Origin of the sequence: Pseudomonas sp. G.S.17 (assembly GCF_038096165.1) — a bacterium.
Lineage (GTDB): Bacteria > Pseudomonadota > Gammaproteobacteria > Pseudomonadales > Pseudomonadaceae > Aquipseudomonas.
The window spans coordinates 4811606-4834994 of the sequence record NZ_CP151076.1; the positions used below are offsets into that span (position 1 = coordinate 4811606).

21 protein-coding genes are annotated in these 23389 nt (G+C 58.9%); 11 read left to right on the plus strand and 10 right to left on the minus strand.

All coding sequences use genetic code 11. The features are described 5' to 3' along the window. Nucleotides 1–61 precede the first annotated feature (61 nt). From AABC73_RS22410 to AABC73_RS22430, 5 genes are all read left to right on the plus strand, one after another. Complete coding sequence (locus AABC73_RS22410) at nt 62–1189, plus strand: branched-chain amino acid ABC transporter substrate-binding protein (protein WP_341521015.1); 1128 nt, start codon at nt 62–64, stop codon at nt 1187–1189. Between the two features lie 216 nt (nt 1190–1405). Continuing rightward, nucleotides 1406–2335: a high-affinity branched-chain amino acid ABC transporter permease LivH gene (livH, locus tag AABC73_RS22415; RefSeq protein ID WP_020288995.1), complete on the plus strand. Its 930-nt coding sequence runs from the start codon at nt 1406–1408 to the stop codon at nt 2333–2335. Further along, nucleotides 2332–3588: a high-affinity branched-chain amino acid ABC transporter permease LivM gene (locus AABC73_RS22420; RefSeq protein ID WP_341521016.1), complete on the plus strand. Its 1257-nt coding sequence runs from the start codon at nt 2332–2334 to the stop codon at nt 3586–3588. The genes livH and AABC73_RS22420 overlap by 4 nt, the downstream gene beginning before the upstream one ends. Further along, nucleotides 3585–4352, plus strand: a complete 768-nt coding sequence (livG, locus tag AABC73_RS22425; RefSeq protein WP_341521017.1) for a high-affinity branched-chain amino acid ABC transporter ATP-binding protein LivG — start codon at nt 3585–3587, stop codon at nt 4350–4352. Before AABC73_RS22420 ends, livG begins: the two co-directional genes overlap by 4 nt. Continuing rightward, nucleotides 4353–5054 (plus strand): ABC transporter ATP-binding protein, encoded by a 702-nt coding sequence (locus AABC73_RS22430; protein ID WP_065831684.1) that lies wholly within the window; start codon nt 4353–4355, stop codon nt 5052–5054. Between the two features lie 33 nt (nt 5055–5087). On the opposite strand, the gene AABC73_RS22435 is transcribed toward AABC73_RS22430, so the two are convergent. Further along, on the minus strand, nt 5088–6023 hold the full coding sequence (locus AABC73_RS22435) for a LysR family transcriptional regulator (protein ID WP_341521018.1): 936 nt from the start codon (nt 6021–6023) through the stop codon (nt 5088–5090). Nucleotides 6024–6135: 112 nt separating this feature from the next. Between AABC73_RS22435 and AABC73_RS22440 the strand changes: the two genes are divergently transcribed. The 5 genes from AABC73_RS22440 (at nt 6136) to AABC73_RS22460 (ending at nt 11788) form a co-directional block, all read left to right on the plus strand. Next, nucleotides 6136–6735 (plus strand): short chain dehydrogenase, encoded by a 600-nt coding sequence (locus AABC73_RS22440; protein WP_341521019.1) that lies wholly within the window; start codon nt 6136–6138, stop codon nt 6733–6735. 62 nt (nt 6736–6797) lie between these two features. Continuing rightward, nucleotides 6798–7475, plus strand: coding sequence for a hypothetical protein (locus AABC73_RS22445; protein WP_341521020.1), 678 nt, complete (start codon nt 6798–6800; stop codon nt 7473–7475). 365 nt (nt 7476–7840) lie between these two features. Next, a complete protein-coding gene (locus AABC73_RS22450) occupies nt 7841–9451 on the plus strand; it encodes an NAD(P)/FAD-dependent oxidoreductase (RefSeq protein WP_341521021.1) in 1611 nt (536 codons plus the stop codon). A gap of 198 nt (nt 9452–9649) precedes the next feature. Then, nucleotides 9650–10831 (plus strand): Na+/H+ antiporter NhaA, encoded by a 1182-nt coding sequence (gene nhaA, locus AABC73_RS22455; RefSeq protein WP_341521022.1) that lies wholly within the window; start codon nt 9650–9652, stop codon nt 10829–10831. Between the two features lie 180 nt (nt 10832–11011). Then, nucleotides 11012–11788 carry a hypothetical protein gene (locus AABC73_RS22460; protein ID WP_341521023.1) on the plus strand — a complete coding sequence of 259 codons (777 nt, stop codon included), beginning with the start codon at nt 11012–11014 and terminating at the stop codon, nt 11786–11788. Nucleotides 11789–11844: 56 nt separating this feature from the next. Here AABC73_RS22460 and AABC73_RS22465 read toward each other — a convergent pair whose 3' ends face one another. The 7 genes from AABC73_RS22465 to dinG form a co-directional block, all read right to left on the minus strand. Beyond that, nucleotides 11845–12708, minus strand: a complete 864-nt coding sequence (locus AABC73_RS22465; protein ID WP_341521024.1) for a hypothetical protein — start codon at nt 12706–12708, stop codon at nt 11845–11847. A 399-nt stretch (nt 12709–13107) separates the two neighbouring features. Further along, a complete protein-coding gene (locus tag AABC73_RS22470) occupies nt 13108–13572 on the minus strand; it encodes a glycine zipper 2TM domain-containing protein (RefSeq protein WP_341521025.1) in 465 nt (154 codons plus the stop codon). Nucleotides 13573–13727: 155 nt separating this feature from the next. Beyond that, nucleotides 13728–14375 carry a pyridoxamine 5'-phosphate oxidase gene (gene pdxH, locus AABC73_RS22475; protein ID WP_341521026.1) on the minus strand — a complete coding sequence of 216 codons (648 nt, stop codon included), beginning with the start codon at nt 14373–14375 and terminating at the stop codon, nt 13728–13730. A 69-nt stretch (nt 14376–14444) separates the two neighbouring features. After that, complete coding sequence (locus AABC73_RS22480; protein ID WP_341521027.1) at nt 14445–15557, minus strand: OmpA family protein; 1113 nt, start codon at nt 15555–15557, stop codon at nt 14445–14447. A 153-nt stretch (nt 15558–15710) separates the two neighbouring features. After that, nucleotides 15711–16859 (minus strand): serine hydrolase domain-containing protein, encoded by a 1149-nt coding sequence (locus tag AABC73_RS22485; protein ID WP_341521028.1) that lies wholly within the window; start codon nt 16857–16859, stop codon nt 15711–15713. An 80-nt stretch (nt 16860–16939) separates the two neighbouring features. Continuing rightward, nucleotides 16940–19237: a beta-galactosidase gene (locus AABC73_RS22490; RefSeq protein ID WP_341521029.1), complete on the minus strand. Its 2298-nt coding sequence runs from the start codon at nt 19235–19237 to the stop codon at nt 16940–16942. A 195-nt stretch (nt 19238–19432) separates the two neighbouring features. Next, on the minus strand, nt 19433–21577 hold the full coding sequence (gene dinG, locus AABC73_RS22495) for an ATP-dependent DNA helicase DinG (protein ID WP_341521030.1): 2145 nt from the start codon (nt 21575–21577) through the stop codon (nt 19433–19435). Nucleotides 21578–21710: 133 nt separating this feature from the next. On the opposite strand from dinG, the gene AABC73_RS22500 reads away from it, so the two are divergent. Continuing rightward, nucleotides 21711–22175, plus strand: coding sequence for a DUF2269 family protein (locus AABC73_RS22500; RefSeq protein WP_020288978.1), 465 nt, complete (start codon nt 21711–21713; stop codon nt 22173–22175). Between the two features lie 116 nt (nt 22176–22291). Here the strand turns inward: AABC73_RS22500 and AABC73_RS22505 are convergent, their stop codons facing one another. Together AABC73_RS22505 and AABC73_RS22510 are read right to left on the minus strand one after the other, a co-directional pair. After that, nucleotides 22292–23050 (minus strand): collagen-like protein, encoded by a 759-nt coding sequence (locus AABC73_RS22505; RefSeq protein ID WP_341521031.1) that lies wholly within the window; start codon nt 23048–23050, stop codon nt 22292–22294. Then, the gene (locus AABC73_RS22510; RefSeq protein WP_341521032.1) at nt 23043–23318 is read right to left on the minus strand and encodes a DUF1145 domain-containing protein; all 276 of its coding nucleotides are present in this window, start codon (nt 23316–23318) and stop codon (nt 23043–23045) included. Before AABC73_RS22510 ends, AABC73_RS22505 begins: the two co-directional genes overlap by 8 nt. Nucleotides 23319–23389 lie beyond the last annotated feature (71 nt).

The window sequence follows — 23389 nt, forward strand, 5'->3', positions numbered from 1 at the left end:
AATCCGGTCCTGCAGCTTTGGCGTCAGGATTATAAAAATTAAAACACAAGAGTGGAGCATCATGACTAAGGGTACTAAGAAGCTTTCCAAGCTGTTTGCCGCACTGGTTATGGCGGGGGTTGCCAGCCATTCATTCGCAGCAGACACCATCAAGATCGGCATCGCCGGCCCGAAAACCGGTGCAGTCGCCCAGTACGGCGACATGCAGTTCAGCGGCGCCAAAATGGCCATTGAACAGATCAACGCCAAAGGTGGCGTAGATGGCAAGAAGCTCGAAGCGGTTGAATACGACGACGCCTGCGATCCGAAACAAGCGGTAGCGGTCGCCAACAAAGTCGTCAACGACGGCGTCAAGTTTGTGGTGGGTCACCTGTGCTCCAGCTCCACCCAACCGGCTTCGGACATTTACGAAGACGAACGCATCATCATGGTGACTCCGGCTGCAACCAGCCCGGAAATCACCGCTCGTGGCTACAAGATGATTTTCCGTACCATCGGCCTGGACAGCGCTCAAGGCCCGGCGGCAGGCAATTACATCGCCAAGCAGGTGAAGCCTAAAATCGTTGCGGTCATCCACGACAAACAGCAGTACGGCGAAGGCATCGCGACCGCCGTCAAGCAGACCCTGGAAAAAGACGGCGTCAAAGTCGCTCTGTTCGAAGGCATCAACGCTGGCGACAAGGACTTCTCGTCGCTGATCGCCAAGATGAAGCAAGCCAACGTCGACTTCGTTTACTACGGCGGCTACCACCCTGAGCTGGGTCTGATCCTGCGCCAGGCGCAAGAAAAAGGCCTGAAAGCCGGTTTCATGGGTCCGGAAGGCGTGGGTAACGCGTCGATTTCCCAGATCGCCCAGGACGCTTCCGAAGGCCTGCTGGTAACCCTGCCTGCTTCGTTCGACCAAGACCCTGCCAACAAGGCGCTGGTTGAGGCATTCAAGGCCAAGAAAGAAGATCCAAGCGGTCCGTTCGTGTTCCCGGCTTACGCCGCGGTTCAAGTGATTGCCGAGGCGATCAAAACGGCCAACAGCGAAGATACCACCAAGGTTGCTGCGGCAATTCACGACGGGACCTTCAAGACCCCGATGGGTGACCTCAGCTACGACGCCAAAGGCGACCTGAAAGACTTCAAATTCGTGGTCTACACCTGGCACAAAGACGGCACCAAGACTGAAGCGCCTGTGAAGTAAGCAATCGCTGTCAGTTGAACCCAGAGCCCACTGCTACCGCAGTGGGCTTTGTTTTACGAGTGCGGGCACTTCAAAAGAGTGCCAGGCACTGAACATATCTTCAAAACCGTTACCAGTGATTCACTGGGCTCGATGCCAACGTGGACCCATATCACGACGCACGGGCAGCAAGACGACCACCAGTGGAACACCGAGCAGGTTTTCAGGAGCGCTGTAATGCCCGAGATAGACATCTATCACTTTTTCCAACAGCTGGTTAATGGCCTGACCATTGGCAGCACCTATGCCTTGATTGCCATCGGTTACACGATGGTTTACGGCATCATCGGCATGATCAACTTCGCCCATGGCGAGGTGTACATGATCGGTTCCTACGTCGCGTTCATCGCCCTCGCCGGCCTGACGATGATGGGGCTGGACAGCCTGCCGCTGCTGATTACCGCCGCCTTCGTTGCCAGTATCGTCGTGACCAGTGCCTACGGTTATGCCATCGAGCGCGTGGCTTATCGCCCGCTGCGCGGCAGCAACCGTCTGATCCCGCTGATTTCTGCCATCGGTATGTCGATATTCCTGCAGAACACGGTTCTGTTGTCCCAGGATTCCAAGGACAAATCGATTCCCAACCTGATTCCCGGCAACTTCGTGTTTGGCTCGACCAGCACTCATGAAGTCGTGATTTCCTACATGCAAGTGCTGATCTTCATCGTGACCCTGATCGCGATGCTCGGCCTGACCTGGTTCATCTCCCGCTCTCGTCTGGGCCGCGCCTGCCGCGCCTGCGCCGAAGACATCAAGATGGCCAACCTGCTGGGTATCAATACCAACAACATCATCGCCCTGACCTTTGTCATCGGTGCCGCGCTGGCGGCGGTCGCTGCGGTATTGCTGAGCATGCAGTACGGCGTGATCAACCCCAACGCCGGATTCCTGGTCGGCATCAAGGCCTTCACCGCCGCCGTACTGGGCGGGATCGGCAGTATTCCGGGCGCCATGTTGGGTGGTCTGGTATTGGGCGTGGCCGAAGCCTTTGGCGCCGATATTTTCGGCGACCAGTACAAGGATGTGGTGGCGTTCGGTCTTCTCGTATTGGTGTTGTTGTTCCGGCCGACCGGCCTGCTTGGCCGCCCGGAGGTTGAAAAAGTATGACCAGGAAACTCAAATCGGCGTTGTTCAGCGCCTTGCTGGTGCTGGCTGTCGCGTACCCGATACTCGGCCTGAAGCTGGAAATCGTCGGCGTCAAACTGGCAGTCATCGGCGCCAGCAGCACCACCGTCAGCATTATCTTTGCCTGTGCCATCGCCATGTTCCTGCGGGTGCTGTTCCATGAGCAGATCAGCGCCGCGTGGCGTTCGTCACCGAGCATCCCGGTCATGCCCGCCAAGGCCAGCGTCTTCCTGACCCTGCCGAGCACCCAGCGCTGGATCATGCTCGGCCTGATCATGGTCGCACTGGTCTGGCCGTTCTTCGGCTCCCGGGGCGCGGTGGATATCGCCACGCTGATCCTGATCTACGTCATGCTCGGCCTGGGCCTGAACATCGTGGTCGGTCTGGCGGGTCTGCTGGACCTGGGTTATGTGGGCTTTTACGCGGTCGGTGCCTACAGCTACGCCCTGCTGTCTCACTACTTCGGCCTGGGTTTCTGGATCTGCCTGCCGATTGCCGGGATGATGGCGGCGACGTTCGGCTTCCTGCTGGGCTTCCCGGTATTGCGCTTGCGCGGTGACTATCTGGCCATCGTGACGTTGGGCTTCGGTGAAATCATCCGCTTGCTGCTGCGTAACATGACCGGCCTCACCGGCGGCCCGAACGGCATCAGCAACATTGAAAAACCAACGCTGTTCGGCTTGTCGTTCGAACGCAAGGCGGCGGAAGGTATGCAAACCTTCCACGAGTTCTTCGGCCTGCAATACAACTCCGTCAACAAGGTCATCTTCCTGTATCTGGTTGCCTTGCTGCTGGCGCTGGCAGCGCTGTTCGTGATCAATCGCCTGCTGCGCATGCCCATTGGTCGTGCCTGGGAAGCGTTGCGCGAAGATGAGATCGCCTGCCGCGCATTGGGCCTGAATCCGACGATTATCAAGCTGTCGGCCTTTACCCTGGGTGCTGCGTTCGCCGGTTTCGCCGGGAGCTTCTTCGCCGCTCGCCAAGGGTTGGTCACACCGGAATCCTTCACCTTCATCGAGTCGGCCATCATCCTCGCCATCGTGGTGCTGGGCGGCATGGGCTCGCAACTGGGGGTGATCCTCGCCGCTGTGGTGATGATCCTGCTGCCGGAACTGATGCGTGATTTCAGTGAGTACCGCATGTTGATGTTCGGCGCCCTGATGGTGCTGATGATGATCTGGCGTCCTCAAGGTCTTCTGCCCATGCAACGTCCTCACATGGAGCTGCGCAAATGAGCCGCCCGCTATTAGAAGTCAGCGGCCTGAGCATGCGCTTTGGCGGTCTGCTGGCGGTCAACGGCGTAGGCCTGACCGTCAATGAGAAACAAGTCGTGTCGATGATCGGCCCCAACGGTGCCGGCAAGACCACGGTATTCAACTGCCTGACCGGTTTCTACCGACCAACGTCGGGCACCATCCTGCTCGACGGCGAGGCGATTCAAGGCCTGGCCGGACATGAAATCGCCCGTAAAGGCGTGGTGCGTACCTTCCAGAACGTGCGTCTGTTCAAGGAAATGACCGCACTGGAGAACCTGCTGGTTGCACAGCACCGGCACCTGAACACCAACTTCTTCGCCGGTCTGTTCCGCACGCCGGGCTTCCGTCGCAGCGAACGCGAAGCCATGGAGTACGCCGAGCATTGGCTGGAAGCGGTGAACCTCAAGGAATTCGCCAACCGTCCGGCTGGCACCTTGGCCTATGGCCAGCAACGCCGCCTGGAAATCGCCCGCTGCATGATGACCCGTCCGCGGATTCTCATGCTCGACGAACCGGCAGCGGGCTTGAACCCACGGGAAACCGAGGACCTCAAGGCGCTGATCGGCATGTTGCGCAATGAGTACAACGCCACGGTCCTGCTGATCGAGCACGACATGAAACTGGTGATGAGCATTTCCGACCACATCGTGGTGATCAACCAGGGCACGCCGCTGGCCGATGGTACGCCGGAACAGATTCGGGACAATCCCGAAGTGATCAAAGCCTACCTGGGGGAAGCGTAAATGCTGCAATTCGAAAACGTTTCCACTTTCTACGGCAAGATTCAGGCGCTGCACGGCGTCAACGTCGAGGTGCGCCAGGGCGAAATCGTGACCCTGATCGGTGCCAACGGCGCGGGTAAATCAACCTTGTTGATGACTTTGTGCGGTTCACCTCGCGCCCACAGCGGCAGCATTCGCTACATGGGCGAGGAGTTGGTCGGCCTGGAGTCGGCGCAGATCATGCGCAAGAGCATCGCCGTCGTGCCGGAAGGCCGTCGCGTGTTTGCTCGCCTGACCGTGGAAGAAAACCTCGCCATGGGCGGTTTCTTCACCGAGAAAGGCGATTATCAGGAACAAATGGACAAGGTTCTGCATTTGTTCCCGCGCCTCAAGGAACGCTTCAACCAGCGCGGCGGCACCATGTCCGGCGGCGAACAGCAAATGCTCGCCATCGGCCGGGCGCTGATGAGCAAGCCCAAGCTGTTGCTGCTCGACGAACCGTCGCTGGGCCTGGCGCCGATCATCATCCAGCAGATTTTCGAGATCGTCGAACAGCTGCGTCGTGATGGCGTAACGGTGTTCCTGGTGGAGCAAAACGCCAACCAGGCGCTGAAAATCGCTGATCGCGCCTATGTGCTGGAAAACGGCCGGGTAGTCATGCAAGGCACCGGGGAAGAGCTGTTGGTCGACCCGAAAGTACGCGACGCTTACCTCGGCGGCTAAGCTTTCGCGACTGCCCCTTGATCAAAAAACGGCCTACGGGCCGTTTTTTATTTCCAGAGTCGCGAGGCGTTCAAGAGCCTCGGTGCTGCGCTGGAACCAGCCCAACAGATAGTCCGCCAGAACCTGGATACGCTTGGGTAATTCGCCTTCATAAGGATGCACCAGAAACAGCGGCAAAATGCTCGTCTGGTAATCGCGAAACAGCCAATGCAATCGCCCGTCGTTGATCTCGGCATGCACCATGTAGGACGGCAGACGCGCGATGCCGGCGCCCACCATCACCGCTTTCTTCAACAGACCATAGTGATTGCTGGCAAACGAGCCATTGACCTGCACGCGGGTCAATTGATGATTCTGGTGATACAGCCATTCGTGGCGCCCGTTGTAATGGCTGTTGAGCAGACATTTGTGCGTGACCAGTTCATGGGGCGTATGCAGCTGGCCGTACTGCTCAAGGTAAGCGCTACTGGCGCACGTCAGTTCCTGAATGGCCAGCAATGGCTTGGCAATCAGGCGCTCGTCGGGGGCGACATACGAGCGTATTGCCAAATCAAAGCCATCGCGGCGCAGGTCACGAAAACTGTTGTTGAGGTCCAGCTCGATCGTCACTTGCGGATACTTTTCGGCGAACTCCGTGAGCAAGCCGTCGAAGAAGGTTTCCCCCAGGGACACCGGAGTGGTCAGGCGAACTTGCCCAACCATGTCATCGCGCATCAGTGCGACGATATTGCGCGCCCGATTCATGCTGGCGAGTAGCTGTTGCGCCTGGGGCAGTAACGCAGCGCCAGCAGAAGTCAGATTGAGGCTGCGAGTGCTGCGATGCAGCAGCATGACTGAATAAGTCTCCTCCAGATGACTGATGCGCTTGGACAGATAGCCTTTACTACAGCCCATGCGCGCCGCCGCAGCGGTGAAGCTACCGGCATCGATCAAGACAGCGAACGCCGCCAGGTCGTCTATTTCACTCACTATCGTTTCCTTATGAGAACCAAAGGTTGCCTATTAGCGCTCTTATCGACTGCAATTAGTCCACCTAAACTTCGTGCTCAATTTCCCTGAATGACTTGCTCGGAGCAGCACGATGAAAATTTTATTGATTGGTGCAGGCGGTACGATCGGTTCGGCCATTGCCGACGAGTTGGCGCCGCGCCACGAAATTGTGCGGATCGGTCGCAACAGTGGCGAGGAACGGGTCGATATTAGTGACAGCGCTTCAATCCGGAAACTGTTCGAACGGATAGGTCGCTTCGATGCGCTGGTCTGCGCTGCCGGAAATGTGAACTTCGTCACGTTGGCCGACATAAAAGAAACCGACTTCACCCTCGGCTTGCAGGACAAATTGATGGGCCAGGTCAATTTGCTGCTCATTGGCCGCGAGTTTGCCAATGACGGGGCTTCATTCACCTTCACCACCGGCATCCTCAGCCATGACCCGATTCACTCCGGTGCCTCGGCCAGTCTGGTCAACGGCGCCATCGACGCATTCGTGCGCGCGGCAGCCATCGAAATGCCACGCGGCATGCGGGTCAATTCGGTAAGCCCGAATGTTCTGCTGGAAGCCATGGGCAGCTATGCGCCTTATTTTCGAGGTTTCAAACCGGTTCCCGCAGCCGAGGTCGCGCTTGCCTACGCGAAAAGTGTCGAAGGCCTACAGACCGGTCAGACGTACCGCGTTGGCTAACTGCCCCTTGTGATGGCGCGACAGGCTGAGTAACGTGGCGGCACTTGTCTGGAGACCATCCCATGTTTGCTGCCCGTTCCATTATGTTGTTTGCCCTGCTGCCGCTGTTTGCCGGATGCCAGATGCTCGGCGCCAAGCCCGAGTCTTCGGTATCCAAGGCGAACTGGACACGCATGCAGGGTTCGTTGAGCGGCGAAGGCGGCAAGCTGATGTTTCAGCCGTGCAATGAACAACGCCGCTTCGTGGTCAAGGACGTCGGCAATACCGGCGTCCTGCAGGAATCCGCGGCCCTGGCCGACAGCTCCGGCAAGGTCTTCGCCGACTTGCGTGGCAGCTTCGTCGCCGGCAAGGCAACCAACAGCGACGGCCAGCTCGACCTGCAGCAGCTCTATCGCGTAGAGCGCGCCGGCCAGGCTTGCGATGACCCGAACTTCAAACGCCTGAACCTGCACGTCAACGGCAATAAACCGGCCTGGAACGTCAATGTCAGCGGTAAAGGCATGGTCATCGAACGCCTGGGCAAAGAACCGATTGCCGTACCTTACCTCGAAGAACAACTGCCGGACGGACGCTTCAGCGTCAGCAGCGAAGCCAACGGCCAGACCATGGAACTGTGGGTTGCGCCACAGCGGTGCGTCGACAGCGTCACCGGCGCCGTGCAACACCTGACCGCCGAACTGCGCCTCAATGGCCAGACCCAGCGCGGCTGCGGTTATTACGGCGGCGGGCGCAATGACTGACCGAACCTGATACTGAGCGATCTTGAGTGGGAGCGAGCTTGCTCGCGAGGCGATATCCGCCGCGAATTGAAATGACGCCCGTTGGAGGCTTGCCCGCAAATCAGGTGCCTCGGTGGCCCAGATACACCGCGTAATCGTTCTTCGCGAGCAAGCTCGGCTCCCACAGGTTGAAATGGCCGTTGGGCGAGGCTTGCCCGCGAAGGCGTCGGCTCTGTCAGCAATATTTCGGCGGCAAAGACGATTCCCGGAAAGCTTCGCTCCAACGATCCTGGTTTGCTTCGCGACTTCCCCTCAATGTGGCTTATAATCGCCGGTTCTTGTAGTGCTGGCGGGCTGAACCTGCGGCCCGGAAACTGGATCCCTTCATGTTACGAATCACCGAACTCAAGCTGCCGATCGATCACCCGGAAGAAGACCTGCGACCTGCACTCTTGCAGCGCCTGGGCATCGCCAGCGAAGAACTGCTCGACTTCACGCTGTTCAAGCGCAGCTACGACGCGCGCAAGAAATCCTCCGAGCTGTGCTTCATCTACACCATCGACTTCCAGGTCCGGGACGAAGCGGCGCTGCTGCTGCGGCTCGCCGATGACCGCCATCTCAATCCAGCGCCGGATATCAGCTACAAAGTCGTAGGCCATGCACCTGAAGGTCTGACCGAGCGCCCTGTGGTGGTCGGCTTCGGACCTTGCGGGATCTTCGCCGGGCTGCTGCTGGCGCAGATGGGCTTCAAGCCGATCATCCTCGAACGCGGCCGTGAAGTTCGCCAGCGCACCAAAGACACCTGGGGCCTGTGGCGCAAGAACGTCCTGAACCCGGAGTCCAATGTGCAGTTCGGCGAGGGCGGTGCCGGGACATTCTCCGACGGCAAGCTCTACAGCCAGATCAAAGACCCGAAATTCCATGGTCGCAAGGTGCTGCACGAGTTCGTCAAAGCCGGCGCGCCGGAAGAAATCCTCTACGTCAGCAAACCGCACATCGGCACCTTCCGCCTGACCGGTGTGGTGGAAACCATGCGCGAAGAGATCAAGGCCCTCGGTGGCGAAGTCCGCTTCGAGCAGCGCGTGACTGACGTGCTTATCGACAACGGCCAGATGCAGGGCGTGGTGCTCGACAGCGGCGAACGCATCGAGTCCCGTCATGTGATCCTGGCCCTGGGCCACAGCGCCCGCGACACCTTCCGCATGCTGCACAGCCGTGGTGTGTACATGGAAGCCAAACCGTTTTCGGTAGGTTTCCGCATCGAACACCCGCAATCGCTGATCGACCGGGCGCGGCTGGGCAAATACGCCGGGCACCCGAAACTGGGCGCTGCCGACTACAAACTGGTGCATCACGCCAAGAATGGTCGCTCGGTCTACAGTTTCTGCATGTGCCCAGGCGGCACCGTGGTGGCGGCGACTTCCGAGCCCAATCGTGTGGTCACCAACGGCATGAGCCAATATTCGCGTAACGAACGCAACGCCAACTCGGGCATCGTCGTCGGCATCACCCCGGAAGATTATCCTGGCGGACCGCTGGCGGGCATCGAGTTGCAGGAGCGCCTGGAATCCCACGCTTATGTGCTCGGCGGCAGCACCTACGAAGCGCCAGCGCAGTTAGTCGGCGACTTCATTGCGGGCAAAGCGTCCAGCGCACTGGGCAGCGTCGAACCGTCCTACAAACCCGGCGTAAAACTCGTGGATCTGGCCGACGCCCTGCCCGCCTATGCCATCGAAGCCATTCGTGAAGCATTGCCCGCGTTCGACAAACAGATCAAAGGCTTCGCCTTGCACGACGCGATCCTGACCGGCATTGAAACCCGCACGTCGGCACCGCTGCGCATCACCCGTGACGAAACCATGCAAAGCCTGAACACCAAAGGCCTGTATCCGGCCGGGGAAGGCGCAGGTTATGCCGGTGGGATTTTGTCCGCAGGCGTCGACGGAATTCGTATTGCCGAGGCACTGGCAAGGGATATGTTAGGCATCGAAATCTAGGTTCCGGCTTCGATATCGGAACTGTCCTACGACACATAAAGACACAGTCTGACGGCAATAAATCATGTTGCCGACAGACTTGGAAACACTCTAATCCCGCTATATTTCTTATAACAAAAACGAATATAACTTTTGTTTTAACAGTCGGAACTACAGGTTAGGGTGTCGCTCCTTTTGTTCAAGAATGGAGCGCGAACCTTGCCTCTACGTAGTCCTGTCACCCGTTTTTTTCAGCTTGAAGCAGCCGGCGGCTTATTACTGATTGCCGCCGCCGCTCTGGCATTGATCATCAACAACTCCCCTTTGTCCTGGCTGTATAACGCCTTTCTCGACGTTCCCGTCGTCGCCCAGATTGGCGCAGTGAAAATCGCCAAACCGCTTTTGCTCTGGATCAACGACGGCTTGATGGCGTTGTTTTTCCTGTTGATCGGCCTGGAAGTCAAACGTGAGGTTCTGGAAGGGCATCTTTCCAAACCTTCGCAGATTGTCCTGCCCGGCGCGGCGGCCATCGGCGGCATGGTCATTCCGGCGTTGATCTACTGGGCGCTGAACAAGGACGATCCCACCGCCTTGAGCGGCTGGGCGATCCCGATGGCCACCGACATCGCATTTGCCCTTGGCGTCCTCGCCCTGCTGGGCAAGCGCGTGCCGGTATCGCTGAAGCTGTTCCTGATGACCCTGGCGATCATCGATGACCTGGGCGCCATTGTAGTGATCGCGCTGTTTTACTCCGGCGAACTGTCGAACCTGTCGCTGATTCTGGCGGCGGCGTCCATCGTCTCGTTAATCGTCATCAACAGACTCGGCGTGGTAAAGCTCGGGCCTTACCTGCTGATCGGCCTGCTGCTGTGGGTCTGCGTGCTCAAGAGCGGCGTGCATGCGACCCTGGCTGGCGTGGTGCTGGCGTTCTGCATTCCACTGCGCACCCGCAACGAAGAATCCTCGCCACTCCTTACTCTGGAACACGCGCTGCACCCCTGGATCGCCTACGGCGTCCTGCCGCTGTTCGCCTTCGCCAACGCCGGGGTATCCCTGAGCGGCGTGACCCTGGAGAGCTTCACCCACCCGGTACCCATGGGCATCGCGGCAGGTTTGCTGCTGGGCAAAACCCTCGGCGTCTTCGGCCTGACCTGGCTGGCGATCAAACTGGGCATCGCCGCCCTGCCTCAAGGCGCGAACTGGGGGCAAGTGCTGGGCGTATCGATCCTGTGCGGCATTGGTTTCACCATGAGCCTGTTCGTTGGCTCCCTGGCCTTTGAACCGGGCAGCAGCGCATACGCAGGCGTCGACCGCATGGGCATTCTCACCGGGTCGATACTGGCGGCGTTTGTCGGTTACGGGGTGATGGTGGTTGCCAGCCGGAGGAATCAGGGCCAGTAACCAAACCTTCGTTGCACACTCACGGTTAGCCAGCGCCTCGTCTATCGGGGCGCATGTAGCCGATTTCATACAAATTATGCAGACAGAACGCACGACTGAATCAGGTCACGGACTTGTAGGGATTGCCGTTATAGAAGGGGAATGTAAAAACATAAAAACAAACTAAAGCAGGATGAAATTATGTCTTCTACCATTGCACCTTCCCCCAACACTCAGCAACACGCTTTTGTAGCCCCACGGTATCGTCCTGGCCTTGACTACTGGCAATCTATCAAACAGGACTATCAAACCGAACTGGTAGAAGGAACGATTACACCTGAGCGGGAAGAAACCTATAAATCACTGCTTTCTACAGAGGGATTCAAGTACACCACCGTTCGCGCCCCCTATAACAAAATAGGTTTGGACGCCTCTCTGGAGGACATTGAAAATCTTCCTCCCGAAATAAGCGATAAGCTGGCCACATCATTAAGCCACTACGAAGACGATGCCGTATACACCCTCAACTGGATGATGCACTTGAGGATGGAGCAAATGCAGGATATATTTACTGGTTTCAAAGACCAGTTGCGTGTATGCCTGCCTGATCTGGCTGATAAAAATTTCGGATTCACCGTCAATGAACATGGGATCCTGGAGGTGACTTCACCGGAAGGTGCGCTGACTGACAAAGAGATCAACCAGCTGAACGGCTGGCTCAATGATCTGGACGATTTTAAAGAACTGACCTTTGAACATGCAAAACTGGTTGTTCACAGCCTGAAGCACGTACCAGAACTGACCAAATATGACGGTATTGTCACGTTGAAGAACATCTACCAATTTGTTGATTACGGTTTACTGCTTCAAAATGGCGGCACCAGCCCCGCAAGAGGGTTTTCGTGGATTGAGCAATTACAGGTGCAGGCCGAAAAAATACTTGAACAGCAGCAAGCTGAAAACAAACCGAAGAAATAACGCGTACTGCAGCAAACCGGGCGCATACAGGTATACGCCCGGTTAAAACCATTAAATCAATACAACAGCCACTGCTTGCAAACATGTCCAAAAGTACTATCAATGGCCCCTGAATTCCATTGATAACCTCGATCATCGTCCTCCAGTTTTGCGACCAATCGGCCCGGGTTATACCTAAGGTTCCACCAGCGTTTTAACGTCCCGCTACCCGTAGAAAATGAGTTGGAGACCATGCTGCCTTCACAGGCGGGCAAAGCTATCGTGGCTGCGGCCCGACCATCCGCAGCGGTGTACACGTCGACTTTTTCTGCAACTCCAACTTCTATACTTGCCTTGGCACCTTCCAGCGGATGTCCGGTTGAATCATGGATATGGATAGACCAGGTTACTTCCCGAAAGGCTTGAAAAATCCCGGCATACAGCGGGAGACCTTGGGCGTCACTTCTGATCAAGTCCGCACTGGCGTGATAAGGCGCAGAACCAAATCGAAAGCCATAAGCACGGGACACCGTATTACTGTTTGGGCGTTTGAACACCCTGATCAACACTTCATCGCCAGGCGTCAGACTATCGAAAATATGGACACCGTTAGCCGGCAGCAACTGCCAGACATCTCCGGCTTTATATTCATAAGCAACCCCTGATGGCCAGCTTGCCGGGCGCGCACCCCTGAACATTACATTCTGTCCACGTACCGCCGTAAAACTATAATATTTTACCTCCACATTATTTTGCAGAAAACCGTTAAAAACATTCAACTTATCTACCAAAACAACCGGAGTTTCCCCGACTTGTTCCGCCACGACTGTATCACCCAGATTTTGCGTAGCCATAACATCCACTGCATTCCCCATTCCGCCTAATAAAGTAAAGGCCACAGCCATATATAAGGCACGCTTGCCAAACAAAAATTTATTCATGATTAAGATTCCTTTTATTTTCAGCCGTTATTCTCTGGACGATGGAAAACCACACCGTCACCGGCTATTAATCGTTAATAAAATAAACGCAGGCATCGTTGATGCGACGCCGACGGACAGCTGCTTATCAACTGACAACCAGGACGTAATCAATCGCACGACCTGCGGTCAATACTAAACGCGATGATTATTAGAAATTAGTTGGATTCTTGATTAATTCCGAAACCACTTACTCACGCACAAGCACTTTCCTACATGCAACCAGATCGCTAGCCAATGAATCCGCATTCGAATACTCACGCGCACCGAAATAAAATTACGACAAAAAAAGCCCGCATCCAAAGACGCGGGCATTTTTTATTACTTCTTACAGATCCATCCGGACCTGCTGTCAGACCATCAGTGCGTCACACGACTCGTGCCGTTGACGCTCATGATGCGTACGCGCTCGCCGACGCGGAAGATTTCGTTTTCCTGGACCTGCTGCACGTAGGCGCGCATCGAGCCGTCGTCTTCGCGGACGGTGATTTCCACACCCTGGGTGCGGGTCAAGCCTTCTTCGGTTGCCGAGCCCAGCAAGCCGCCGGCTACCGCACCAATGACTGCCGCGACGATACTGCCGCGACCGCCACCAATGGCGCTGCCACCCACGCCGCCGACAACCGCGCCTGCGCCTGCACCGATAGGCGTCTTGGTGCCTTCGATCTTGACCGGACGCAGCGACTCGATAGTGCCCAGGCGAACGGACTGCACTGTCCGCGCTTCATCACGGGAATAGGAATCGCCGGTCAGATTCGAAGTACAACCGCCCAGTGTCAGCGCCATCGCGGTGAAAGAGGCAGCCAACAGAACAGACTTACGCATATCGGTATCTCCAGAGGAACAGGTAGCCATTAGACTCCGCGCGACTTGCGCTGTCACGGCCCCCTCCTCGTTAATTTAAGATCATTCAGGCGTTATACAGCAGCGCCTTCATAGCCGTATGACGACGGGCCGAACGAAAAATTCAAAGAACAGGATCAGGGCGCAAGTCGTTCCCGCGTCCACTGGTTATCCAGCAGGCGATAGTTCAAACGATCATGCAGACGACTCGGCCGTCCTTGCCAGAATTCGATGCGTTCGGGCAACAGCCGGTATCCGCCCCAATGCTCGGGGCAATGTGGCTGAGCGTCGATGAAGCGCTGTTCGGTTGCCTTGATCATGCCTTCCAGCTCGGCGCGATCAGCGATCACCCGGCTCTGCGGCGAAGCCCAGGCGCCGAGGCGACTGCCCAGTGGGCGGACCTGGAAATACGCGTCGGACTCTTGCGCCGTGACCTTGACCACGCGCCCTTCGATACGCACCTGGCGTTCCAGCGTTGGCCAGAAGAACGTCATGGCCGCAAACGGACGCGCCGCCAGTTGCTGGCCCTTTGCGCTGTCGTAGTTGGTGAAGAAGGTGAAGCCTTGAGTATCAAGGCCCTTGAGCAAGAGAATCCGGCAGTGAGGACGCCCGTCCTCGTCCACCGTTGCCAACGTCATGGCATTGGCTTCAACCGGTGCCTGCTCGGTTTTCACCGCCTCGGCAAACCATTGGTGAAACAGGGCAAACGGCTCATCGGGCGACTGCGCTTCGGTCAAGCCATCGCGGGCGTAGTCACGGCGCATATCGGCCAGAGACTGGGTCATGACGTCCATCCTTCGCTGAAAAAAATCCTGGGGCTGACTCGCCCGATCAAGCGCGAGTCAGACCGGTACTCAGTTGCTGGCCTGATCCGTCGCAGCAGGCTTCTTCTTCACGGCAGCTTTGGCTGGCGCGGCTTTGGCGGGAGCGGCTTTTTTCGCCGGTGCTGCTTTTTTCGCAGCCGGTGCCTTGGCGACCGGCTTCTTGGCAGCGGCTTTGGCCGGGGCTGCCTTCACGGCGGGCTTGGGTGCAACCGCCGGCGCTACTGCTGCAGCAGGCTTGGCGTCTTGCAACGCAACCATGGTCGGTGCCGGTGGCAATTGATATTTGGCCATCAGCGCCGCCATGGTGTTCTGCGGCGTCATCAGAATTTCCACACGGCGGTTCAGCTTGCGACCTTCAGCGCTGTCGTTGGCAGCACGCGGAGCAAGTGCACCCATGCCGCGCAGACTCAGGCGATTACGCTCCAGACCGCTGAGGCGGAAAATCGCGGCGATCGATTGCGCGCGTTCCTGGCTGATTTTCTGGTTGGCGACCGCCGCACCGGTGGTGTCAGCGTGGCCGAGTACCAGTACGGCGGTTCTCGGATCGCCTTCGACGATTTTCGCCAGACGGGTAATCGGGCCGAGAGTAACCGGCAGCAACATCGCCGGACGATCCGGGTTGAAAGAACTGTCCACTGGCGCAGTGATCGCCAACAGGTCTTCACGGCGCTCGATCTCGAACGGCGTGTCCTTGATTGCCAGGCGCAGGCGCGGCTCATATTCGTCAAGCCAGGCCTGGGTCACTTTAGGGTCGATCTTTGGCGCGGCCTGCGGCCCGTCCTTCTTGGCGCTGCTGAACGGCCACCACCACTGAGTATCCGTCTCGGACTTGGCAACCAGTGGCGGCAAGGTTTTTTCAGCGGGCTTGGCGGCGCTGTCGGCTTTTGGTGCAGCGCTGTCGCTGGATGCGAACGGCCAGTACCAGTGGGTGCCACCTTCGGCAGGGGCAGCCGCGGCTACTGGCGCAGGCTTGGCTTCCGGAGCCTTGGCTGGCGCTGCACCTGGCGACGATGCTTCGGCAACCTTGTCCACACCGAACGGCCACCAGTTGGAGCCAGTGGCGGCAGAATCGTTTTGAGGCGTTTGAGCACAGCCCGTAACAGCAAGACAAAGGGCGATAGCGAGGCTTTTATTAGACGACATGGGTGACCCACAAAAAAAGTAGACAGACAAGGGGACTTGGCAGAGCCCATATAACACGCATAAACAGACTGTTGGAAAAGGAAACCGTCACACGGTTCCTGTTCGGGCCAATTAATCGACAGTCGGTAAGAAACAAGTACTTATGTACACAACTTAGAGCAAACACTCACCCAGCACCCGAGCCAGCTTCTGCGCGCGAGGATCCATCAGCACATAAGGCCCCAGGGTATTGGTAACGAAGCCGAAAGCCACTTCGCGTTCAGGATCGGCGAAACCGGTGGAACCGCCAGCCCCAGGATGGCCGAACGCCTTGGCGCCCAGGCCATAAGTAGCATTGGGAACAGCGGACTGATCGAGCATGCAACCCAGACCAAAACGCGTCTGGGTCAACAGGGTTTTGTCCTGGCCAAGGCTGTGCTCGCGGGTCAGTTCGCTGAGCAGTTCCGGCTCCAGCAAACTGCCATCGAGCAGGCCGTTGTAAAAACCGGCGAGGCTGCGCGCGTTGCCATGGCCGTTGGCTGCCGGTTGCTGCATGCGCCGCCATTCAGGCTTGTTGGTGCTGGTCATGATCGAAGGCGGGTTGGTAAACGCACGGGCGGTCATGGAATTGGGCTCACGCATAGTGGTTTGCAGTAACCGTTGCGCAGCCTCGTCGCCGGTGTTGCCTTTGCCCCGTGCGATGTGGGCAACGCGGTGGAACTGGTCATCGGCCAGACCGACATGAAAGTCCAGGCCCAGCGGCCGCGCCACGCGGGCCACGATGGACTCGCCCGGCCCGCGACCGTCCGCGCGGCGCAGCATTTCACCCACCAGCCAGCCATAAGTGATGGCGGCGTAACCGTGCCGCTGCCCCGGCGTCCACCAGGGTTGTTCCGCCGCGAGCGCGCCAGTCATGGTTTCCCATTCATACAGCGCTTGAGCGGGAAGCAACTCGCGCAACGCGGGCAATCCGGCCTGATGGCACAGCAACTGACGCAAGGTGATAGCGTCTTTACCGGCAGCGGCAAATTCCGGCCAAAGCCGAGCCACAGGCTCGTCCAGCTTGAGCTTGCCCTCGCCCACCAGTTGCAGCGCGGTGACCGCAGTAAAGGTTTTGGTACAGGAGAACAGATTGGCAATGGTGTCGCTGTGCCAGACCTCAGCGCCATCCTTGTCGGCAGTGCCAGCCCACAGATCGACCACGGTTTCCCCGCCGATCTGGATACACAGCGCAGCGCCACGCTCTTGAGGATCTTCGAAGAGTGCCGCGAACGCTTCGCGCACCGCTTCGAATTTAAGCTCGAAATGACCCTGAATCTGCACCCGCTGGCTCCCGAAACGACTGATCTGAAAAAATGGCCTGCATTGTTTCAGCGATTGAGCGCTTTGGGAACTGGCTCAGCTCAAGGTTGCGTGGTTTGAGGCGTTGCGGCGGGATCGGCAGCGGCCTTTTTCCCGGCCGCTGCCTTGTTCAACACAGCAGCCACCTGGCGATTGCTCTTGCGCACGGTTTCCACGAACCCCTGAAAGGGCAGATCAGTGACGCCCACCAAACCGAGATGACCGTTCTCGCCATCCAGCAAACGCCCGGTGACCGGCTGGTCCAGATACTGGAACCAGTGCACGCCGACAATCGACGGCTCGGCCAGCGCCTGTTTGAGGAAGTTGGCGTACGCCGGACCGCGGTCTTCTTCCCGCGCCACTTCCATCGCCCCGCCCCAGAACGGCCCTCGATCACGGGAACCGAAATGGAATTCGCTGACCAGAATTGGCTTGTCCAGCTCACGAAGCGCGGCAAAGTCGTAACCGTCCTGCGGTTTTGGCGTGTAGAAGTTGAAACTCAACACGTCGCAATATTTGGCACAAGCCGCGACAGCCTCAGGCGTGCTGACCGAATAACGGCCGCCCAGCAGCAAGTGATTGGGCGCGTGCCATTTCAGCGAGTCGGAGATGGTCTTGAAGTAGGTCTCGGCAAACACTTGCTGGAAATACTTGAAGTCGGCTTCGATGTCCGGATGTTCCGGGTTGGGCAGCGGCGGCTCGAAACCGGGGTCTTCCATAAATTCCCAGGCGGTCAGCTCAATGCCCCAGGCCTGGGACAGACCTTGCTGATTACGGTATTTGTCGCGCAACTGCTTGAGGAACGCACGCTTGGCCGGCGCATCGGTGGTCATTTTCATGGTGCCGTAGGCCAGCGCGTAGCGGGCTTTGGGATCATCGCCCGGCCCGGCCCAGGCCAGTTCGTTATCGGCGAAAAAGCCCACCAGCCACGGATCATCTCGATGGTCGCGGGCGGCGATAGCGATGGCCCGTTCGGCAGCCATGGCAAAACGCGGATCGAACGGGTCAGGCATGCCGCCCCACCAGTCCTGGCCGGTGCTGATGCTTGAATAGTCGCCATAAATCGACAGCGGCAAGGTGTAAGGCACCCGATCCTGGGAGCCAAGCAACGGCTCGCTCCAGTTACCGACGGTGTTGAAGCCCCAGGCTTGCAGGCGATCGAGGGTGCGATCGACCCAATGCTGGAGATCGTATGGCGCGGGTTTGCATTCCACAGCAGCAGCAACCGGTTCGGCAGGGTTTGGCGCTGCCGGCTCACAGGTTTTCGCGCCGTAAATGCGCTGCAGATTGGCCCCGTAAAAATCGAACCAGCGACCTTTATCGAACTGGCGGTCCTTGCCCGAGCCATTGTTGCTGTGATTGTCGCCCTTGCCGTAGAACGCGCTTAGCGGCTCATTCTCTTGCGGCAGGTTGGCGAACATGGATTCGCGGCCTTCAACATAGGTCGGGCTGTCGTCCACCGCGACCGCATTGATCCCTAGCGAGTAAAACGGGTGGCCTTCAGGGGTTACCAGATACCAGCGATCCGCACGCTTTTCCGTGCGGAAAAAGCCTTTCGCATCGAACGTCGGGCCGTCGAGCCAGCCACCGAATTTGTCCAGCCCGGGGCGATCCGCCAGCCAGGTTTTGGTTTGCTGCTGTTCCTTGGCGGCAGCGGCCTTGAGTTGCTCGTCGCTGCTGACTTTCTCCGGCCATTTGCCACGGGAAAACTGGCCGTAGCCATCGACGATACCCGCATAGACCGCCTGCTGAACCCCATCGCCTTGCTGCACGCCGAAACGTTCGAGCAAGATGCTCTGCGCGACGTTCGGCTGCGTCATCGACAGCGTGACCGACACCACCTGGCTGCGATCAAGCTCGCCCTGAGCATTGGCGAGCAACACGCGCTGCCCTTCGTAAGTCCACGGCATCGGCGGTCCGGCGCGCATGCCCTGGGTCAACGGCGAACTGGCCTGCAACGGCACCAACAGCGTTTGCGCCGGGCCAGCTGGCAGGTCCACGCGACTGTTGATCACCTTGCCGTCGGCACTCTGAATCTGCACATCGAGGGTCAGCGCCCAATCCATCGCGCTCTGGATGCGCAAGGTCATGGCGCTGTCGGCGGACCAGTCCCACACACCGCTTTGTGGCGTCAGGCGCAGGCTCGGCCGGGCCACGGGATTGAACACCACACGCCGCAACACTTCGCCCTCGGCGGTCTGTTCGGCATTGGATTGCGGCAGGCTGGTGTTATCCGTGGCGACTTGCACCACGTCGGCCGGACGCACGAAGCTGAACAGCGTCTGCTGGCCAGCCGGCTCGGCGAATAAAGGTCCAGCGCAGGCCATGACCAGCACGGCAGACAGTGAGCGGCGAATCATGTGATCAGGTTCTCCTTGATGATCTGAATCCTGTGGCCTGTGGGAGCGCTGCACTTGGCCGATATCCGATCGTAGGAGCGGCTTCAGCCGCGAGAACCCTCTCCCCGCTAATGCCGGTCCTACGGTCAGGCGGTTGTGCATAGACACCCGGACCAGGTTAAGACCCGATCCGGCGCCAATGATGCCGAGGATTTTTCAGGAAATTTCGCGGCGGAATGGCGGCAATGCGTTGAGGATAGCCTTGCCGTAGCGCTGGGTGACCACGCGGCGATCAAGCAGCGTGATGGTGCCGCGATCTTCCTCGGTGCGCAGCAAACGTCCGCAGGCCTGGACCAGACGCAACGAGGCATCGGGCACGGCGATTTCCATGAACGGATTGCCGCCACGGGCTTCGATCCATTCGGCCAATGCCGCTTCGACCGGATCGTCCGGCACCGCGAACGGGATCTTGGCAATCACTACGTGCTCGCAATACGCGCCGGGCAAGTCAACGCCCTCGGCGAAACTCGCCAGCCCGAACAACACGCTGGATTCGCCGCTGTCGACCCGCGCCTTGTGCTTGTTGAGGGTTTCCTGCTTGGACAGGTTGCCTTGGATGAACACTTGTTTGCGCCAATCGCGCTCCAGACCGTCGAACACGTCCTGCATCTGTTTGCGCGACGAGAACAACACCAGCGTGCCCCGCGAGCCTTCCACCAGATTCGGCAATTCGCGGATGATCGCGGCGGTGTGCGCGACCGAGTCGCGCGGATCGGCCTTGAGGTCCGGCACCCGCAGCACGCCCGCATCGGCGTGATGAAACGGGCTCGGCACCACTGCCGTCACCGCGCCCTTGGGCAAACCAGCGCGCATGCGATAGCGGTCGAACTTGCCCAGCGCAGTCAGCGTCGCCGAAGTCACCAGGGCGCCGTAGGCAATGTTCCACAAATTACGACGGAGCATTTCGGCGGCGAGGATCGGGCTGGCGTTGACTTCGATGTCGAACAACGAGGCGCTGTCGGCCAGGGTCAGCCAGCGCGCCATGGGCGGACTGTCTTCCGGGTCTTCGGCGGTGAACGCGGTCCACAATTCCCAGTTGCCGTGGGCGCGGGCCAGCAGGCTGCCGAACAGCGGATACCATTCTTCGGCCTGATGGCTAGCGATGCCGATGTTGACCTCGCCGTCCATGCCTTCCTTGAGCAGATCGGTCAGGCGCGTGAACAGATCGTCCAGGCGCGCGAAACCTTTCTTCAGTTCGATGCCCATCTCGCGAATGTGCTCGGGCACCACGCCACCGACGAAACGATGACGCGGGCGTTCGCGACCTTGCATGTCTTCGCCGGCACGGAAATCCGCCAGTTGCTCGCAGGCTGTGAACATGAATTGCTGCTGGCCCTTGATCTCACGGGCCAGTTCCGGCACTTGTTCGATGTACTTGCCCAGATCACCCGGCAATGGGTGCTGGGCGAGCAATTTGGCCAGGTTCTTGGCGGTTTGCTCAAGCCAGTCGGCGGTGGAGCGCAAGCGCGTGTAATGGGCGAAGTGGCCGATGGCCTTGTCGGGCAGGTGATGGCCTTCGTCGAACACGTACAGCGTCTCGCGCGGATCGGGCAATACAGCGCCGCCGCCCAGCGCGAGATCGGCCAGCACCATGTCGTGGTTGGTGACAATCACGTCGACCTTGCCCATGCCTTCCCGTGCCTTATAGAAGGCGCACTGCTGGAAGTTCGGACAATGCCGGTTGGTGCATTGGCTGTGATCGGTGGTCAGGCGCGCCCAGTCTTGATCGGGCAATTCCTGGGGCCAGCTGTCGCGGTCGCCGTCCCATTTGTTGCCGGCGAGTTTTTCGATCATCGACGTGAACAGCTTCTGGCTGGCCTCATCAACTTCGATCTTGAAGCCTTCTTCTTCGAAAAGCTGTGCAGTGGCGTTGGTTGCGTCGCCTTCCTGCAGGAGCATGTCGAGCTTGGACAGACACATGTAGCGACCGCGCCCCTTGGCCAGGGCGAAGGTGAAGTTCAGCCCGCTGTTGCGCATCAGGTCGGGCAGATCCTTGTAGACGATCTGCTCTTGCAGGGCCACGGTTGCGGTGGCGATCACCAGCCGCTTGCCCGCCAGCTTGGCGGTGGGAATCGCCGCGATGGCATAGGCCACGGTCTTGCCGGTACCCGTGCCCGCCTCGACCGCCACGACTGCCGGGTCGCCCGTGCGCCGGCCTTCCTCATCGGTGTCCACGTCGCCCAGCACTTTGGCGATCTCGGCGATCATCAAACGCTGGCCATAGCGCGGCTTGAGGCTCTTGGCTTCGAGGAAACGCGAGTAGGCGCCCTGAATCTGGGACTTGAGTTCGTTACTGATCATGGCTTCGGTCGGGCTCGGGCGCTGCTGGGCATCAATGACAATTAAAACGCAAAACTGCTGGATATATCTTCAGTAGTTCTCACGGGCGGCTATCATACCCCGCAAATTCCATCCGCGCAGAACGGAGTACCTGATGACACCTTTCGCCCTTGTCTACACGCTGCATGTTTTGGCCGCCCTGGTCTGGGTTGGCGGCATGTTTTTCGCCTGGATGGTCTTGCGACCGGCGGTCGGCGCGGCGCTGGAAGGCCCCTCCCGACTGAAATTGTGGGTCCAGGTGTTTCCCCGGTTTTTCGTCTGGGTCTGGGCCACGGTCGTGGTCTTGCCGATCACCGGCGTGGGCATGATGCACCTGCACTTCGGCGGCTTCGACGGCGCGCCGCGCTACGTGCAAGTGATGATGGGGCTGTACGTGGTCATGACTGCGCTGTTTATTCGTATCCAGTCATTGCAGCTGCCGGAACTGCGCCGCGCGGTGGACGCTGAAAACTGGGCCGAAGGCGCTGCCGCACTGGGCCGGATTCGCCGGTTGGTGGGGATCAACCTGCTGGTGGGCCTGGCCGTGGTGGTGATTGCTTCGGCAAGACCGGGGTTCTGACAATCCGGCTAGCCAATGTATTTGTGGGAGCGAGCTTGCTCGCGAAGGCTGTCTGAGTTCAACACTTATGCTGACTGCAGTAACCCCTTCGCGAGCAAGCTCGCACACTGTCGTGCTTACAGCCGCTGAACACTCAACGCGCCGGCTGGCCCGGCAACACCCGGCTGGCCTGGCAGACCTTCCCGTCCAGCCTTGCCGCCATCGGCGCGATAGACGATGCAACCTTTGGACGCTCCGCCCTTGCCGGCACGACCGCCCTGACCCGCCGCACCACCGGCACCGCCCTCGACATTGACTTTGATGTGCGCGGCAGGGAACGCCAACGGCAGCTCCAGACGTACCTGACCACCTGCAGCGCCATCGTGACCATTGCCGCCGTCGTCGCCATTGAAGCCACGCCCCGCCTGACCCCAGGTGCAACCCGGCGCTTCGCCGTTAGCGCCATCGAGGCCGACATAACCGGGCGCACCGGTGCCGCCGCGCGCATCAACCGACAGCTCGGCTGCGCTCAGGGATTCCAGGCGCAGCGTCAGATTTCGCCCTGGCAACGGCGCTTTCTCATAAGTGCCAGGCGAGCCACGCGCAGTGATCTGGCTGCCTTCGCCGAGCTGACCGCGACGCACCACCAGACTGAATGGCTGGCTGCCGGGCACAATCGCAATGCGCGCTTCATGACCCAGCACCAGTTGATCGACCTTGACTTCGGTAAGGCCGGACGGAATCAGCAAAGTGCCGTAATCCGAGACTTCCAGACGCTCCAGTTGCAGCACGCTGGTAGCGTTGGGCAGGCGCATCAAGGAATGGCTTTCGACAGTGATGGTCTGCGCCATCGCCAAAGGACTGCACAGCGCGGCCAGCAGGAAAAGACTACGCATGAGCGGCCTCCGAGGACGATTTAGGCAAGGATTGCAGGTGAAAAATGCCGAAGACCAGAATTTGCAGGCGATCACGCCAAGGATGCTTGCGCCCGCGAAGGCTGCCATTGAACAGCAGCAGCTCGGCGACATGCGTCAAGATCAGCAAGCTGCCCGCCAGCTTGATCAGCATGCCGAACGGCGTCGGTAACACGATAACCAGATTCAGCACCACCACCAGCCAGAACCCTGACGTCAGCAGCTTCCCCAATCCCCAAAACACCTTCATTACTCGCCCCTGGTCATGATTTTTTTATGCGAACGCTTATTATTGCGTGCGTTTTCCGCGCGCACAGTAGA